Source organism: Mucilaginibacter straminoryzae, assembly GCF_022953055.1.
In the GTDB taxonomy this organism is placed as follows: Bacteria; Bacteroidota; Bacteroidia; order Sphingobacteriales; family Sphingobacteriaceae; genus Mucilaginibacter; species Mucilaginibacter straminoryzae.
The window spans coordinates 60,922-73,654 of sequence record NZ_JALJEJ010000008.1 but is presented as its reverse complement, the minus strand read 5'-3'; the positions used below and the strand labels follow the sequence as shown (position 1 = coordinate 73,654).

14 protein-coding genes are annotated in these 12,733 nt (G+C 45.0%); 7 read left to right on the top strand and 7 right to left on the bottom strand.

Annotated elements, in window-relative coordinates; all coding sequences use genetic code 11:
• Positions 1–68 precede the first annotated feature (68 nt).
• Positions 69–929: a hypothetical protein gene (locus tag MUY27_RS15655; protein ID WP_245131501.1), complete on the top strand. Its 861-nt coding sequence runs from the start codon at positions 69–71 to the stop codon at positions 927–929.
• Between the two features lie 68 nt (positions 930–997).
• Here the strand turns inward: MUY27_RS15655 and MUY27_RS15650 are convergent, their stop codons facing one another.
• Together MUY27_RS15650 and MUY27_RS15645 are read right to left on the bottom strand one after the other, a co-directional pair.
• The gene (locus tag MUY27_RS15650; protein WP_262918341.1) at positions 998–1,951 is read right to left on the bottom strand and encodes an aldo/keto reductase; all 954 of its coding nucleotides are present in this window, start codon (positions 1,949–1,951) and stop codon (positions 998–1,000) included.
• On the bottom strand, positions 1,951–2,190 hold the full coding sequence (locus tag MUY27_RS15645) for a hypothetical protein (protein WP_245131497.1): 240 nt from the start codon (positions 2,188–2,190) through the stop codon (positions 1,951–1,953). Before MUY27_RS15645 ends, MUY27_RS15650 begins: the two co-directional genes overlap by 1 nt.
• Positions 2,191–2,295: 105 nt before the next feature.
• On the opposite strand from MUY27_RS15645, the gene MUY27_RS15640 reads away from it, so the two are divergent.
• From MUY27_RS15640 to msrA, 3 genes are all read left to right on the top strand, one after another.
• Positions 2,296–3,240 carry an MBL fold metallo-hydrolase gene (locus tag MUY27_RS15640; protein ID WP_245131494.1) on the top strand — a complete coding sequence of 315 codons (945 nt, stop codon included), beginning with the start codon at positions 2,296–2,298 and terminating at the stop codon, positions 3,238–3,240.
• Positions 3,241–3,255: 15 nt separating this feature from the next.
• Positions 3,256–3,501 (top strand): DUF3820 family protein, encoded by a 246-nt coding sequence (locus MUY27_RS15635; RefSeq protein ID WP_245131492.1) that lies wholly within the window; start codon positions 3,256–3,258, stop codon positions 3,499–3,501.
• 83 nt (positions 3,502–3,584) lie between these two features.
• On the top strand, positions 3,585–4,241 hold the full coding sequence (msrA, locus tag MUY27_RS15630; RefSeq protein WP_245131490.1) for a peptide-methionine (S)-S-oxide reductase MsrA: 657 nt from the start codon (positions 3,585–3,587) through the stop codon (positions 4,239–4,241).
• Between the two features lie 22 nt (positions 4,242–4,263).
• On the opposite strand, the gene corA is transcribed toward msrA, so the two are convergent.
• Both corA and MUY27_RS15620 read right to left on the bottom strand, forming a co-directional pair.
• Positions 4,264–5,379 carry a magnesium/cobalt transporter CorA gene (gene corA / locus MUY27_RS15625; RefSeq protein WP_245131489.1) on the bottom strand — a complete coding sequence of 372 codons (1,116 nt, stop codon included), beginning with the start codon at positions 5,377–5,379 and terminating at the stop codon, positions 4,264–4,266.
• A gap of 7 nt (positions 5,380–5,386) precedes the next feature.
• Positions 5,387–6,001: a WbqC family protein gene (locus MUY27_RS15620; RefSeq protein WP_245131487.1), complete on the bottom strand. Its 615-nt coding sequence runs from the start codon at positions 5,999–6,001 to the stop codon at positions 5,387–5,389.
• 39 nt (positions 6,002–6,040) lie between these two features.
• Here MUY27_RS15620 and MUY27_RS15615 point away from each other — a divergent pair, with 39 nt between their 5' ends.
• A complete protein-coding gene (locus MUY27_RS15615) occupies positions 6,041–6,913 on the top strand; it encodes a lysophospholipid acyltransferase family protein (RefSeq protein ID WP_245131485.1) in 873 nt (290 codons plus the stop codon).
• 9 nt (positions 6,914–6,922) lie between these two features.
• Positions 6,923–7,954: a glycosyltransferase family 2 protein gene (locus MUY27_RS15610; protein WP_245131484.1), complete on the top strand. Its 1,032-nt coding sequence runs from the start codon at positions 6,923–6,925 to the stop codon at positions 7,952–7,954.
• On the opposite strand, the gene MUY27_RS15605 is transcribed toward MUY27_RS15610, so the two are convergent.
• Both MUY27_RS15605 and aroQ read right to left on the bottom strand, forming a co-directional pair.
• Positions 7,923–10,388 carry a mechanosensitive ion channel family protein gene (locus MUY27_RS15605; protein WP_245131482.1) on the bottom strand — a complete coding sequence of 822 codons (2,466 nt, stop codon included), beginning with the start codon at positions 10,386–10,388 and terminating at the stop codon, positions 7,923–7,925. The two genes, MUY27_RS15610 and MUY27_RS15605, sit on opposite strands and share 32 nt — an antisense overlap.
• Before the next feature lie 38 nt (positions 10,389–10,426).
• Positions 10,427–10,852 carry a type II 3-dehydroquinate dehydratase gene (gene aroQ / locus MUY27_RS15600; protein ID WP_245131479.1) on the bottom strand — a complete coding sequence of 142 codons (426 nt, stop codon included), beginning with the start codon at positions 10,850–10,852 and terminating at the stop codon, positions 10,427–10,429.
• 37 nt (positions 10,853–10,889) lie between these two features.
• On the opposite strand from aroQ, the gene xerD reads away from it, so the two are divergent.
• A complete protein-coding gene (gene xerD, locus MUY27_RS15595) occupies positions 10,890–11,783 on the top strand; it encodes a site-specific tyrosine recombinase XerD (RefSeq protein WP_245131478.1) in 894 nt (297 codons plus the stop codon).
• Between the two features lie 80 nt (positions 11,784–11,863).
• On the opposite strand, the gene prmC is transcribed toward xerD, so the two are convergent.
• Positions 11,864–12,724, bottom strand: a complete 861-nt coding sequence (gene prmC, locus MUY27_RS15590) for a peptide chain release factor N(5)-glutamine methyltransferase (protein ID WP_245131477.1) — start codon at positions 12,722–12,724, stop codon at positions 11,864–11,866.
• Positions 12,725–12,733 lie beyond the last annotated feature (9 nt).

The window sequence follows — 12,733 nt, the reverse complement described above, 5'->3', positions numbered from 1 at the left end:
ATACAATCCGGGAGCCGCAGCTGAACTAACATCACTCACGAAAAGTATCCGCTAAAAAGAAGATCATTATGAAAAAGTTAACAACAATATTGGCAGTCGCAGCAGGCAGTTTACTTTTTAACCGTGCTGACGCACAACTTAGGGTTCACGTCAATTTCAATTTTGGCGATCCAACCCCCGTGGTAGCACAACAATATCCGGCTTATGATGATAGCGATGACTATTATTATCTGCCAGACGTAGAAGCCTACTACAGCATTCCGCAAAATTGCTACTACTATATGGACGGTGGCCGTTGGATTTCTGCAAGGTATTTACCAGGGGCTTACCGCAACTATGATTGGCGCGCATTCCGTCACTTCGAAATTCGTGAACGCCGCCCATACATGCACCATGATAACTACCGTGAACGCTGGGGGGGCGGCAGGCCAGACTGGAACTATGCCGACCGTGGCAGGATGAACCCCGGATGGGGTGGCGACAGAAATGACGACCGCAGGGGCTGGGGTCACCGTGACGACCGTGGCTGGAACAATAGAGATGACCGCGGAGGTTGGGGTAACCGTGATAACAACCGTTGGGACAACAACCGTGGAAACGACAACAACTGGAACAACCAAAACCGCGGTGGCTGGGATAACAACCGCGACAACGTAAACAATCGTTGGGGAGGCCAGCAAGGTGGCAACCGGGGGCCGTTCCCTAATGGAAATGATAACAGGCCACAGGGAGGTTTTGGTCAGCAAAACCCGGGCGGGCAGCCAAACCGTGGCGGCGATAACAACGGCGGTTGGCAACGTGGCGGTCAAAACCAAGGAGGTCAGCAAGGCGGTAACCAAAACTGGGGACACGACATTCGCAACAACAATGCAGACCAACGCTTTACCGAGAACAACCGCATGAATCAAATGCGCCCATCAAGGTTCTAAAACGCCATAATTACCCTACATATATAACCGAAAAGGCTGCCTTTGTTTATCATGGCAGCCTTTCATTTTTAGTAGTTGCTGGAAGTTGTTAACAGATCAATGGCTTCGCTGCTTAATTTTAACTCAATTGCTTTTGTAATTTCCTGCAGTTGAGCTACACTGGTTGCACTGGCGATAGGCGCTGTAATTCCCGGCCGAGCCATAACCCAAGCCAGGGCTACCGCCGCAGGACTAGCGTGATATTCCTTAGCCACCTTGTCAAGCGCTTTTAAAATACCGAATCCGCGTTCGTTCATGTATTTTTTAATACCACCACCGCGTTTACTTTTATTCAGATCATCTTCTGAACGATATTTCCCGGTAAGGAATCCGCTCGCAAGCGAGAAATACGTGATCACACCCAAATTATTTTCGCGACATACAGGTTCAAGATCTTTTTCATAACCTTCGCGATCATACAAATTATACTCTGGCTGCAAAGTTTCGTACCGTGGGAGACCGTAATTTGTACTTGTCTTTAAAGCTTCTTGTAGCCTGGAAGCAGTATAATTGGAGGCGCCAATTGCCCTTACCTTGCCATCGTTGATCAGCCTGGCATAAGCCTCTAAAGTTTCTTCGAACGGCGTTTGTTGGTCGTCATCATGCGATTGGTACAGATCGATATAATCTGTTTGCAAGCGCTTCAGCGAGTCTTCGACAGCTTGCATGATGTACTGTTTAGAAAGGCCTTTTTTGTCTTCGCCCATAGGTTTACCAACCTTAGTTGCGATAATTACCTGGTCGCGCTTCCCGCTTTTCTCTAACCAGTTTCCGATGATGGTTTCAGATTGCCCGCCCGTACCCTGGTGTGCCCAGGCAGAATATACATCGGCGGTATCGATAAAGTCTAACCCCTGATCGGTAAAGGCATCAAGAATTTGGAAGGATGTTTGTTCATCAATCGTCCATCCGAATACATTTCCGCCGAAGCAGAACGGTACAACCGCAATGCCGGATTGTCCTAATTCGCGTTTTTGTATCATTAAAGTAAATTTTGTTGGCTTACTTTTTCCACCAGTTCGTCCGCCCAGCCTATCAAATATGGGTCTGTTCCGCCAACGCGTATCCACTCGCCATCGTGCTTTGCCACTACTAAATGTACCGTTTCATCTATCGATTCGAAATTGTAAGCAGGGGTTCCATCTGATAAGGTTACTTTACGGGCAATGCCCTCAATTGGTCCGTCGGTTCCGGTTAGTATTACATCAAATTCTTGTTCCATAGTTCTTCAATTATTAAAAATGTAACAGGTATTGAAATGTTGTGTTTGCTTTTAAACCAAACCAAGCTTATTAACTTTTGTTGAAAATGGCATAAACCAATTATAATGATCAGCAGAGATAGTGTAAAGTATTTCCAGGTTGCGCAAGGTGTCTGGGGGATGAAATTAGTATTCGTAAATATTTATATGGTAGCCAACCGAAAGGGTTTTCCTAAACGTTGGGTGCTGATAGATGCAGGCCCTAAAGGTTGTGCAGATAAAATTATTGCCATGGCGGAGTCCATCTTTGGTAAAGGTGCTCATCCTTCGGCTATTGTGCTAACACACGGCCATTCAGATCATACCGGTTCCTTGCCAGAACTGTTAAAGCATTGGAACGTACCGGTTTATGCCCACCCGCTTGAAATCCCTTTTCTTACAGGCCGTTCTGCATACCCGCCGGCTGATCCCGCTGTAGGGGGAGGACTGATGACCCTTCTTTCTCCGTTATTCAGAAGAGAGCCCTTAAATTTAGGCAGACGGATAAAGGCAATAGATGTAGACCGCGGTATACCGGAACTGCCCGAATGGAAGGTGATCCATACTCCAGGGCATTCGCCGGGCCATGTATCGCTTTTTCTGCCATTTAATACCACACTGATTGCGGGAGATGCCTTTTTAACTACCAAACCCGAGTCGGCCATTTATGCTTTGAAAAACATTAAAAAATTATCAGGGCCGCCAAAATACATGACCATCGACTGGACGGACGCTAAGAAATCGGTGAAAAAGTTAGCCGCCCTTCAGCCGCGGATCGCGGCAACAGGGCATGGTCCTGTAATGCGCGGGCGTGAGTTGCAGACGGCTCTGACAAAGCTGGCGGAAAACTTTGAACGCCAGGCGGTACCATCAGAAGGGAGATACGTGCGCAGACCGGCGCTTGCTACACAAAATGGTATTGTTTACGTACCGCCGTTTAAAGCATCAAAGAAAATGATACTGGCAAGTGTGCTTATCGGGACAGCGGCAGGACTATTAGTCGCCCGGCAAATTCAAAAAGCTGTATCCTGATGTTATCTTTACCGCATGGAAACGGTTAAGCCCGATTATAATGTTTTGATTGATGTGGTGCAAACCCGCATGCCTTTTGGGAAATACAAAGGGACATTTGTAGCAGACTTGCCCATCCACTACCTGGAGTGGCTTTACCGCAAGGGAATGCCCCCGGGTAAACTGGGCATGCTGTTAAACACGGCTTACGAGATAAAACTGAACGGGATGAGCGCATTATTATTCGAGTTGAAAAAAGTGCTTGCGGCGAAAAATCAATAACAACCGCAAATTACATTGGCCTTACAAAACCAGCCAACCGCGGCGTGCCGCTTTTCGTAACTTAGTTATAATCAAATCAACAAATGAAAAAACTAATCGGATATGTGGCTGTACTGCTGTTGCTATGCGGGTGCGCCAATGCACAAGAGTCTGCCAAGGATTTAGAGTTTGCGCCAGTACCTAAACCCAAGGCGGGAGAGCAGGTGGCCGATTTTGGCGGCGGTTGTTTCTGGGCCATGTATGAAGCCATGTCTGAATTGAAGGGCGTGAACAGGGTAGTGGCAGGTTATGCAGGCGGTAACGTAAAGAACCCGACTTACGAAGATGTGTGTACACGTACAACCGGTCATGCAGAAGTGGTACAGGTTTACTATGACCCTAAAGTGATCAGTTACGCTACGCTGGCTGAAGCTTTCTTTTATGCGCATGATCCTACTACGTTGAACCGCCAGGGGCCTGATGAAGGAACCGACTACCGTTCCATCGCTTTTTACCGCACACCAGAAGAGAAGAATACTTTAGCGCAGGTGATTGCTAAAGTAAATGCGTCAAAGCATTACAGCGGGAAGATTGTGACAGAAGTTACGCCGTTTAAAGTTTTCTACCCGGCAGAGAATTACCACCAGAACTATTACCGTTTACATCCGGACAGGGGATATATTCAATCTGTATCAGTACCCAAGGTAATGAAGATGCGTAAGGCAATGGGGGCTTACCTAAAGCCGGAATTTCAAAAATAATTCAATGAAAGGAAGGTTCAACCTATAGCCTGTTGAACCATCCTTTTCGCCAGAAGATGATCACCTGGATAATGCCAATCAGTAGCATGATGCCAATGGTGTAAACATAACCATGATGGGCGTAAAGCTCGGGCATGTTATCTGGTATTGGCCGTCCTTTTTCATCCTGTCGCGAGAAATTCATACCATATACACCTGCAATAAAGGTAAGAGGTATGAAGATAACGGAGATAATGGTTAGTACCTTCATAATCTCGTTCATGCGGTTGCTCACCATCGATAAGTACAGGTCCATCACGTTACCGGTGATCTCTTTATAACTGTCGGTCATATCCATAATCTGGATACAATGGTCATAAGCATCACGCAGGAATGTCTTTACCTCCGGCGTAACAAGAGGGCTGTCCGAACGGATCATGTCATTGATCTTATCCCGCTCAGGCCAGCTCACGCGTCGCATCATAATCAACTCGCGTTTTATATGTTGCGTCTCGTACATAATCCTTTTGTCCGGGCTCTCATACACGCGGTCTTCAATAGTGTCAAGTGTTTCGCCAATGTCTGCCAGAACCACGAAGTATTCATCGATGATGGTGTCCATCAGCGCGTAGCACATATACCCCGAACCACCGGTTCTGATAGAACCCTTTCCGGATTTCAACCGTTCTATTACCGGTTCAAAACAGGTGGAGTAATCTTCCTCGAAAGAGATCAACAGGTTATCTTTAACAATGGCAGAAAATTGTTGATTGGTTAGTTCGTGCTCCTCGTTAAACTTAATAACACGGCTGGTGGCAAACACATAACCATCGTACTCATCAAATTTCGGCCGCTGACGGGTATTCGTGATGTCTTCGAGTACCAATGGGTTAATTTTTAGAATATCTGCTATTTGCTGAAATAGTTCTGCATCGCCAAGGCCATTTACCTTAATCCAGTGCGTATGTTCTGTACAGGTTTCCAGGTGTTTCATAATCACCGAAAACGCCTCGCCTTTAGAAGCTACTACCTCTTTGGTATTATAGGAGAAAACCTGGATATGCGGTTTATGAGCATCCTCGGGTATCCGCACCATGCCGGGGCTGTCGCCTACCAGCCCGATGGCTTTCGGCTTAAAACGATAACGCTTTCTGGACATTCTTCAATTATAAATAATTAACGGCATGGGGGCCCTGGTTAAACAAAAGATCTACAATGCTTAAGTTTCTGATAAAACCCTTGCGCTCTTCAAAAACCTGAAAGTATTTCTTTTGTTCAAATAAAGAATCCTTTTTTGGATGGATGCTCTGCCTGAAGTCTGCTATCGTTTCGGGGTATTTTGCTTCGAAATCTTCCGCCAAATTAAATTTGGTTTTAATCTTTAACTTATTAGTTATCAGATCCAAAAGTTGATTGTTATAATCAAAAAGATAAGGTTCTTTTTTCTCATAGAACGGCGCAAAGTCAGCCTCGTAATATTCAAAATAAGCAGAGCGGCGGTAGCAAGCTTGCAGGCTCATCCAGTGTAAACGCTGCCAGTTAAAGTCGTAACTGATCTTCACATCCTTCACAGGTGTATGCACTTTAGAACCCTTCACCACCGGTACTACTAAAGCCAGCACACCATCCGGCGAATAAACATTGGCCCGGTTGCGGTAGGTTTGCTTTGGGAAATGCTCGCATTGTTCAATCCACAGATCGGGCTTGTAACGGTTCACCTGGACAAAATACTCTACCGGGGGCAGATAAAACATGGGCAACAACGCACCTTTCTCGATCATATCCTTTATGTTTGTAGCTTTAAAAATTTTTCGAAATTAATGATAAAAAAAGGGCTTTCAAGTTTAGGTATCTTCTTTTTGTACCTGCTCTCGTTGTTACCCTTTTGGCTGCTTTACCTCATTGCAGACTTTATCTATTTGGTTTTATATTACCTGATCGGCTACCGCAGGAAGGTGGTGCAGGAGAACCTCGCAAACTCATTTCCTGATAAATCTGCTGCCGAAAGGAGCAGGATTGAAAAAGAATATTACCATTACCTGAGCGAACTGATTGTTGAAACCGTTAAATTATTTACCATCAGCGCCAGGGAAATAGAGCGCCGGATGGAAATTAAAAATCCGGAGTTGCTGAAGGATTACTTCAAACAGGGACGGAGCATTATTGGCGCGGTTGGGCATTACGGTAACTGGGAACTCGGCGCGTTAAGCCTGGGGTTGGTTACCGATAAAAGACGGATCATCATCTACAAGCCCCTGCACGACGACGTTTCCGAACGTTTATTTCTAAAAATGCGGAGCCGTTTCGGTGCTACTTTGGTGGCCATGCGACATACCCTGCGTAAAATGACGGAGTTTCGGCGGGAATTATCATTCAGTGTATTTGTTTCTGACCAGACACCTGTACGGCACGAGGCGCATTACTTCACCCCATTTCTCAATCAGCCGACGGCTGTTTTTCTGGGGATTGAAAAAATTGCGAAGCTTTTTGACTCGGTTGTTATTTTTTGTGATATCCGCCGTGTAAAAAGAGGGAAATATCAATGTACCTTTGTGCCCCTGGTAGAAAAACCAAAAGAGACAGCTGAATACGAAATAACAGAATTACATGTAAAATACCTTGAAAATGTGATCAGGCAGGAGCCAGCCTATTGGCTATGGTCGCACAAGAGGTGGAAATTTAAGCCGGAGTAACCTAAACAAATGAATCAGCCCCGCGTAGCCGTAGTGATACTGAACTGGAACAACCTGAACTATCTGAAACAGTTCTTACCGGGTGTGCTACAGTCCGACTATAGTAACTTCGAAGTTATTGTTGGGGATAATGCGTCAACAGATTCCTCGGTTGAATTTTTAAAAACAGAATATCCTGCTGTTAAAGTCATCATCAATGATAAGAATTACGGCTTTACAGGCGGCTACAACCGGGTACTGGAGCAGGTTGATGCCGATTACTTTGTGCTGCTGAATTCGGACATCGAGGTAAAGCCAAACTGGATCAGCCCGGTGATCGAAATGATGGAGGCTGACCAAACCATTGCCGCTGCTGCTCCAAAGATCAAATCCTACGCAGAGAAAAATTGCTTTGAGCATGCCGGTGCTGCGGGTGGCTTCATTGATAAGTTTGGGTATCCGTTTTGCAGGGGGCGCATCTTTTACGAAGTAGAGGAAGACCACGGACAGTATAACGAACCTGGGGAAATCTTCTGGGCGTCCGGTGCTGCGCTGTTCATCAGGAAAAATTGCTGGGTTGAAGCTGGCGGTTTCGACGAGCAATTCTTTGCGCACATGGAAGAGATTGATCTTTGCTGGCGTTTAAAAAACATGGGTTATAAAGTGATGTACTGCCCGCAATCAGAAGTATACCACGTTGGTGGTGGCAGCCTGAATAAGGAAAACCCGTTTAAGACCTATCTAAATTTCCGTAATAATTTGTTGCTGCTGAAGAAGAACATGCCTGCCGGCAGGGCTGCTGTGGTTATCACCTTGAGATTCTGGATGGACCTGTTAGCATTACTACGCTTCTTGGGCGAAGGCAAACGTAAAGATGCCTGGGCAGTCAGCCGGGCACACCAGGCATTTATCGCCAGTTTGTTCAGGGCTGATAAATTCAAAACGGCAAAACGCACAAAAGCCGCTAATTTAAAAGGAATGTACAAAGGCAGTTTGGTAGCCGACTTCTTCATTCACAAGAAAACCCGCTTTACTGATCTTGATCCTGATCTGTTTTTTTAAGGGTAATTGTAGCGTCCTTATCCAGCGTTAAATGAATGTCCCGTTGCGGGAACGGTATTTCGATACCTTCCTTTGCAAAAAGCTGATAGATTTCGGCAAGTACCTGGCTTTTAAGGCTTAACCACATACTGATATCCGCAGCCCAGAAGAATAGCCGGAAGTCTACACCGTCTGCGCTGAAATTGTGTACAAATACCGAAGGGCTTGGCGTAGTCATAATATCCTCCCGACTAGCCAATAGATTGGTCAGTAATTGCTTCACTTTTTCCAAATCGCTGCCGTAATTTACCTGGATAATTAATTCAACCCGACGATTGTTATTGCTTAGTGTCCAGTTTATTACGTGTTGTGAGATCAAGTCGCCATTTGGAACAATTACCTCCGCGCCTTCGCCGGTCGCAATCTTACTGGAGCGGATTCCGATTTCGGTGATTGTACCCGAACGCCCGGATACTTCTACAATATCGCCGATCTGCACGGGTTTCTCGAAAGCAAGGATAAGCCCTGAAACCAGGTTGTTTACAATGTTCTGTAAACCAAAACCAATACCCACACCAAAGGCGCTGATGATGATGGTAATCTTATCCAGCGGCACGCCGGATGCTGCCACGGCAATCAGGAAGCCGATGGCATAAACCGTAAGTTTTACAATCAGCACAGAGGTACGGCTTTTCTTTTTACCAGCGTACGCTGCCTGTTGGCCGGCATAGTCGTAAAAATAACTGATGATTTTTGAGGCGATGGTAGAAAGCCAGATAACGGCGACGAAAATCAACAGGCTGGTGAAGGTGAACGATGTGCCGCCAACTTTACGTGACGTGTTAAGAAATTCGCCCATGGTATCAAAAGCCCAGTCTTCTACACTTAAATTCTGCGCCAAAGTGATAAACCATAATATAAGGGCGATGATATTTAGCAGGCTCCGGAACTTGTTTTGCAGTAGCTTAAAATCAAGGTAAGAGCTGATGATACTTTCACCCTTATTGGCTTCCAGTTGCAGGAAAAGGCTTTGCATCAATATCTGCACAAACAAGTACAGGCTGATTGCCTGCCAAAGGTTAAAGGTTGCCGTAACCGCGATAATCTTCGACAGCGTAAAATACCCTAAAACATTGCATAGGAAAGCAAGAGCTTGCAGTATGGCGTAAAATTTAATAATGGTAATACTGTAGGGTAAGCGCGTATCGTCGGCTCTTAGTATGTTCAAAAATTTGAAGCTGATAAAGGCAGCCGCACCGGACATCAGCAAGGTAACGTATCGATCCGTGTCTGACACCTCTACAAACAGGTTACTGGCCGCAGCAATGAGCGTCAGCAATAGCAAAGAAGCCAGATAATTAAAATAAGCCCTGGTACAGGTTTTGTAGACCAGGTGCAGTACGGCGATGATATTTACCAGGAAAATACACTCTAAGAATACCGCAGGTGGATGGTCATAGAAGTATGGTTGCAATACCGTAGCCATTACAATGGCTGAACAAACCGGGAAAGCAGCCACGTAATTGGCCTGGCGTAGTATCTCGCGCGGATCTTTTTTGGTCTTAAATATTTTCAGGCGGTTGCTTAAGATCCAGATCAAAAAAAGCGATAGGATGCCGAAACCGATGATGTGGATAAGCGTGTCGCGAACAATCAGGAAACGCAGTAATTTGCTGTTCATATTGATCGTGCTGCTTAGCGCTTCTCTAAAGTTCGAGCTGTTGCTGCTATGGATGTCCCAGATAAAATCATACTCGCCATCCAGTGCGCGGTGGCTAAAATTTCTGATCTTTGCGTTAATCTGGTCTTTTTCGTCTAAAACATTCAGATAAACGTCTGCCAGGCGGTTCTGCAGTAAACCAATCTTCAATAAGCCTATCTTGTTCAGCGAATCCAGCTTCTGGTGCTTATTTAATACGGCTTTAATGGGAAGTATAGCCGTTTTTTGAAGAGAGCTATCTGAAGGTAAGGTACGGAAAGATGTATCTTTCTGTATCTCGTTCAGATCGTTACGCATCTGTACCAGGTTGTTGTTTATTTTAGCCAGATCGTCCTGCCATTCATCTAGTTGATCTTCTGTATGCGTTAAAAAATCACGGATGGCGTAAAGGTAGCGTAGTGTGTTTGATTTGTCGTTCTCTATCAGACGCTTGATAGTACCCACTCTTTTTTGGTAAATGGGCAACTGGCTGCTGATGTCGACAGTATCAAAACCACGGGTAAGCCCAACGCTGATCTGGTTAAAAGAGTTGCTATAATACTCTACCTTCTTAAGCAGGTTGTTAAGCGAGGTATCTGATTTCTGCAGGCTACGGATTAAAGAATCGCGGCGAAGGATGCTTTGCCGTAAAGAATCGCTTCTTGTTTTGTGATGTTTCTGCGCTAAAGAAGATGCTACTGTAACGGTAAGCAGTAACAGGGTAAACAATAAGCGATTTCGAAATATTTGTAGCATCAGCAATAACAAATGGCATTTATAAATGCAAAATTACGCTAGAGCTTATCTGTCAGAAAATGCTCTAACGCCAACCGGTAAGAATTCATGCCGAAGCCGGCAATTACACCCACACAATTTGCAGCTAACATAGAATGATGGCGAAATGTTTCGCGTTTATGAACGTTAGAAATATGCACTTCTATAACCCGCGTATTAATTCCGGCAATGGCATCGGCAATAGCAATAGAGGTATGGGTATAAGCGCCCGCGTTAATGATAATACCATCGGCAGAAAAACCCACTTTATGAAGTTTATCAATCAGTTCACCTTCTTTGTTACTTTGAAAGTAAGCGATGGTTGCTTGCGGATAAGCGGCACGCAGCTTTTCAAGGTAAGATTCAAAGCTTTGATCGCCGTAAATAGTTTTTTCCCTAACTCCAAGCAGGTTTAAATTCGGTCCGTTTATAATTTGTATCTTCATCAGCTCAAACTTAAAAATAAAATCGGGATAAAAATAAGTGGAGTGGCAGCAGGCAATTAAAGGATTTAAAAGCTATCTGAAGCTGGAAAAATCGCTTTCAAAAAATTCTATAGAAGCTTATAGCAGAGATATAGATAAGCTGAAGCAATTTGCTATGCAACAGATGCTTGACCCGGAGAAAATCACGCTTCAGCAATTGCGACAGTTTTTAACTTGGGTTGCCGAATTAGGCATGATTCCCAGTTCGCAGGCAAGGATACTTTCCGGCATAAAGGCCTTCTATAAATATCTGCTGGCAGAGGATGAGATCAAGGCAGACCCTTCGGAGTTATTGGAATCACCTAAGATCAGGCGTAAACTGCCGGATACGTTAAGCAAAGAAGAAATTGATAAACTGATTGCCGCTATCGACTTGTCCCGCCCCGATGGACAGCGTAACAAGGCTATGCTCGAGGTGCTGTATAGTTGCGGCCTGCGTGTTTCTGAACTCACTGAATTGAAGATATCTAACCTTTACCTGGAGATAGATTTCATTAAAGTATTAGGGAAAGGCAGTAAAGAACGTTTGGTACCCATCGGAAGCCACGCCATCAAAGCCTTGCAGATCTGGTTAAACGAGGTAAGGGTTCACATCCCGATCAAAAAAGGTGAAGAGGATTACGTGTTTCTGAACCGTCGCGGAGCGCATCTGAGCCGCATCTTTGTTTTTATGGTCATCAAGCAACTGGCAGAACAGATCGGTTTGAAGAAGAAGATCAGTCCGCATACCTTCCGGCATTCCTTTGCAACTCATTTAATTGAAGGTGGGGCAGACCTGCGTGCCGTGCAGGAAATGCTGGGTCACGAGAGCATCACCACAACTGAAATTTATACTCATCTGGACAGGAATTACCTGAAAAGCACTATTATTCAATTTCACCCTAGGAGCTAGCTTTGGGTTGTTAAGTTAAAAATTATTCAGTTAATAGAAGTAAGTCGAATCAGACGTGCAATAACTTAATAACCGGTAACTCAATCACCTTTGATCGCTTTCATCATCCTGTCTTTTCCCCGAATGTCCTTCCTTAACTCAATGTTTTTAAATTCTTTATCACTCAATATCTCAGCTGTTTGTTCACCATAGCTTTCATTAATTTCAAAGAATAGTAGACCGCCTGTTTTCAGCGCTGTTAAAGCATAATCTGCTATTGCCTTGTAGAAAATTAACGGATCATTTTCAGGGACGAATAACGCCAGATGCGGCTCAAAGTCGGTCACGTTCTGGTGCATCTGCGCTTTATCTGTAACCGTTACATAAGGCGGGTTGCTGACAATCACATCCAGGTTAGTGGGAAGGGCGCTTAAATCAGCAGCCAGAATATCCTGTTGAATGAAGTTTACAGCTACTTGATTGGCCGCCGCATTTCTCTGAGCCGTTTGAAGTGCTTCTGGTGAAACATCTATGGAAGACACACTTGCGGCAGACAGCAGGTGTTTCAAGGTTACAGGGATGCAACCGCTTCCGGTGCCAATGTCAAGAATAGCAGGTGACGGGATACTGTTTACGCTTTCTAATATCCAGCTCACCAGTTCTTCGGTTTCAGGCCGGGGGATCAGCACTGATGGATTTACCTCAAAGCGTAACCCGTAAAACTCTTCGTAGCCCAGGATGTACTGCAAAGGCTTGCCGGTTTTAAGCTGCTGTAACACCTCATTAAGCTTTTGCTGTGCAGTCGTGTTGATTTCTATTTCAGGGAATGCTTTTATTTTCGCCCGGCTTAAACCGGTTATCTCGCTCACTGCCAGCATTTGTAAAGCTTCGGTCTCAAAAGCATCATATAGCGGTGTTAGTTCTTGTTTAAATACTTCTGCGGCTTCCTTTACAGTTTTCATGCAACAAAT

Excerpts from the sequence above, each read along its gene's own strand:
- MUY27_RS15635 (WP_245131492.1), top strand. The coding sequence starts at position 3,256 with ATGGAAACGGTTAAGCCCGATTATAATGTTTTGATTGATGTGGTGCAA.
- aroQ (WP_245131479.1), bottom strand. The coding sequence starts at position 10,852 with ATGAAGATACAAATTATAAACGGACCGAATTTAAACCTGCTTGGAGTT.
- MUY27_RS15605 (WP_245131482.1), bottom strand. The coding sequence starts at position 10,388 with ATGCTACAAATATTTCGAAATCGCTTATTGTTTACCCTGTTACTGCTT.
- MUY27_RS15650 (WP_262918341.1), bottom strand. The coding sequence starts at position 1,951 with ATGATACAAAAACGCGAATTAGGACAATCCGGCATTGCGGTTGTACCG.
- MUY27_RS15645 (WP_245131497.1), bottom strand. The coding sequence starts at position 2,190 with ATGGAACAAGAATTTGATGTAATACTAACCGGAACCGACGGACCAATT.
- MUY27_RS15620 (WP_245131487.1), bottom strand. The coding sequence starts at position 6,001 with ATGATCGAGAAAGGTGCGTTGTTGCCCATGTTTTATCTGCCCCCGGTA.
- corA (WP_245131489.1), bottom strand. The coding sequence starts at position 5,379 with ATGTCCAGAAAGCGTTATCGTTTTAAGCCGAAAGCCATCGGGCTGGTA.
- MUY27_RS15615 (WP_245131485.1), top strand. The coding sequence starts at position 6,041 with ATGATAAAAAAAGGGCTTTCAAGTTTAGGTATCTTCTTTTTGTACCTG.
- prmC (WP_245131477.1), bottom strand. The coding sequence starts at position 12,724 with ATGAAAACTGTAAAGGAAGCCGCAGAAGTATTTAAACAAGAACTAACA.
- msrA (WP_245131490.1), top strand. The coding sequence starts at position 3,585 with ATGAAAAAACTAATCGGATATGTGGCTGTACTGCTGTTGCTATGCGGG.
- MUY27_RS15610 (WP_245131484.1), top strand. The coding sequence starts at position 6,923 with ATGAATCAGCCCCGCGTAGCCGTAGTGATACTGAACTGGAACAACCTG.
- MUY27_RS15640 (WP_245131494.1), top strand. The coding sequence starts at position 2,296 with ATGATCAGCAGAGATAGTGTAAAGTATTTCCAGGTTGCGCAAGGTGTC.
- MUY27_RS15655 (WP_245131501.1), top strand. The coding sequence starts at position 69 with ATGAAAAAGTTAACAACAATATTGGCAGTCGCAGCAGGCAGTTTACTT.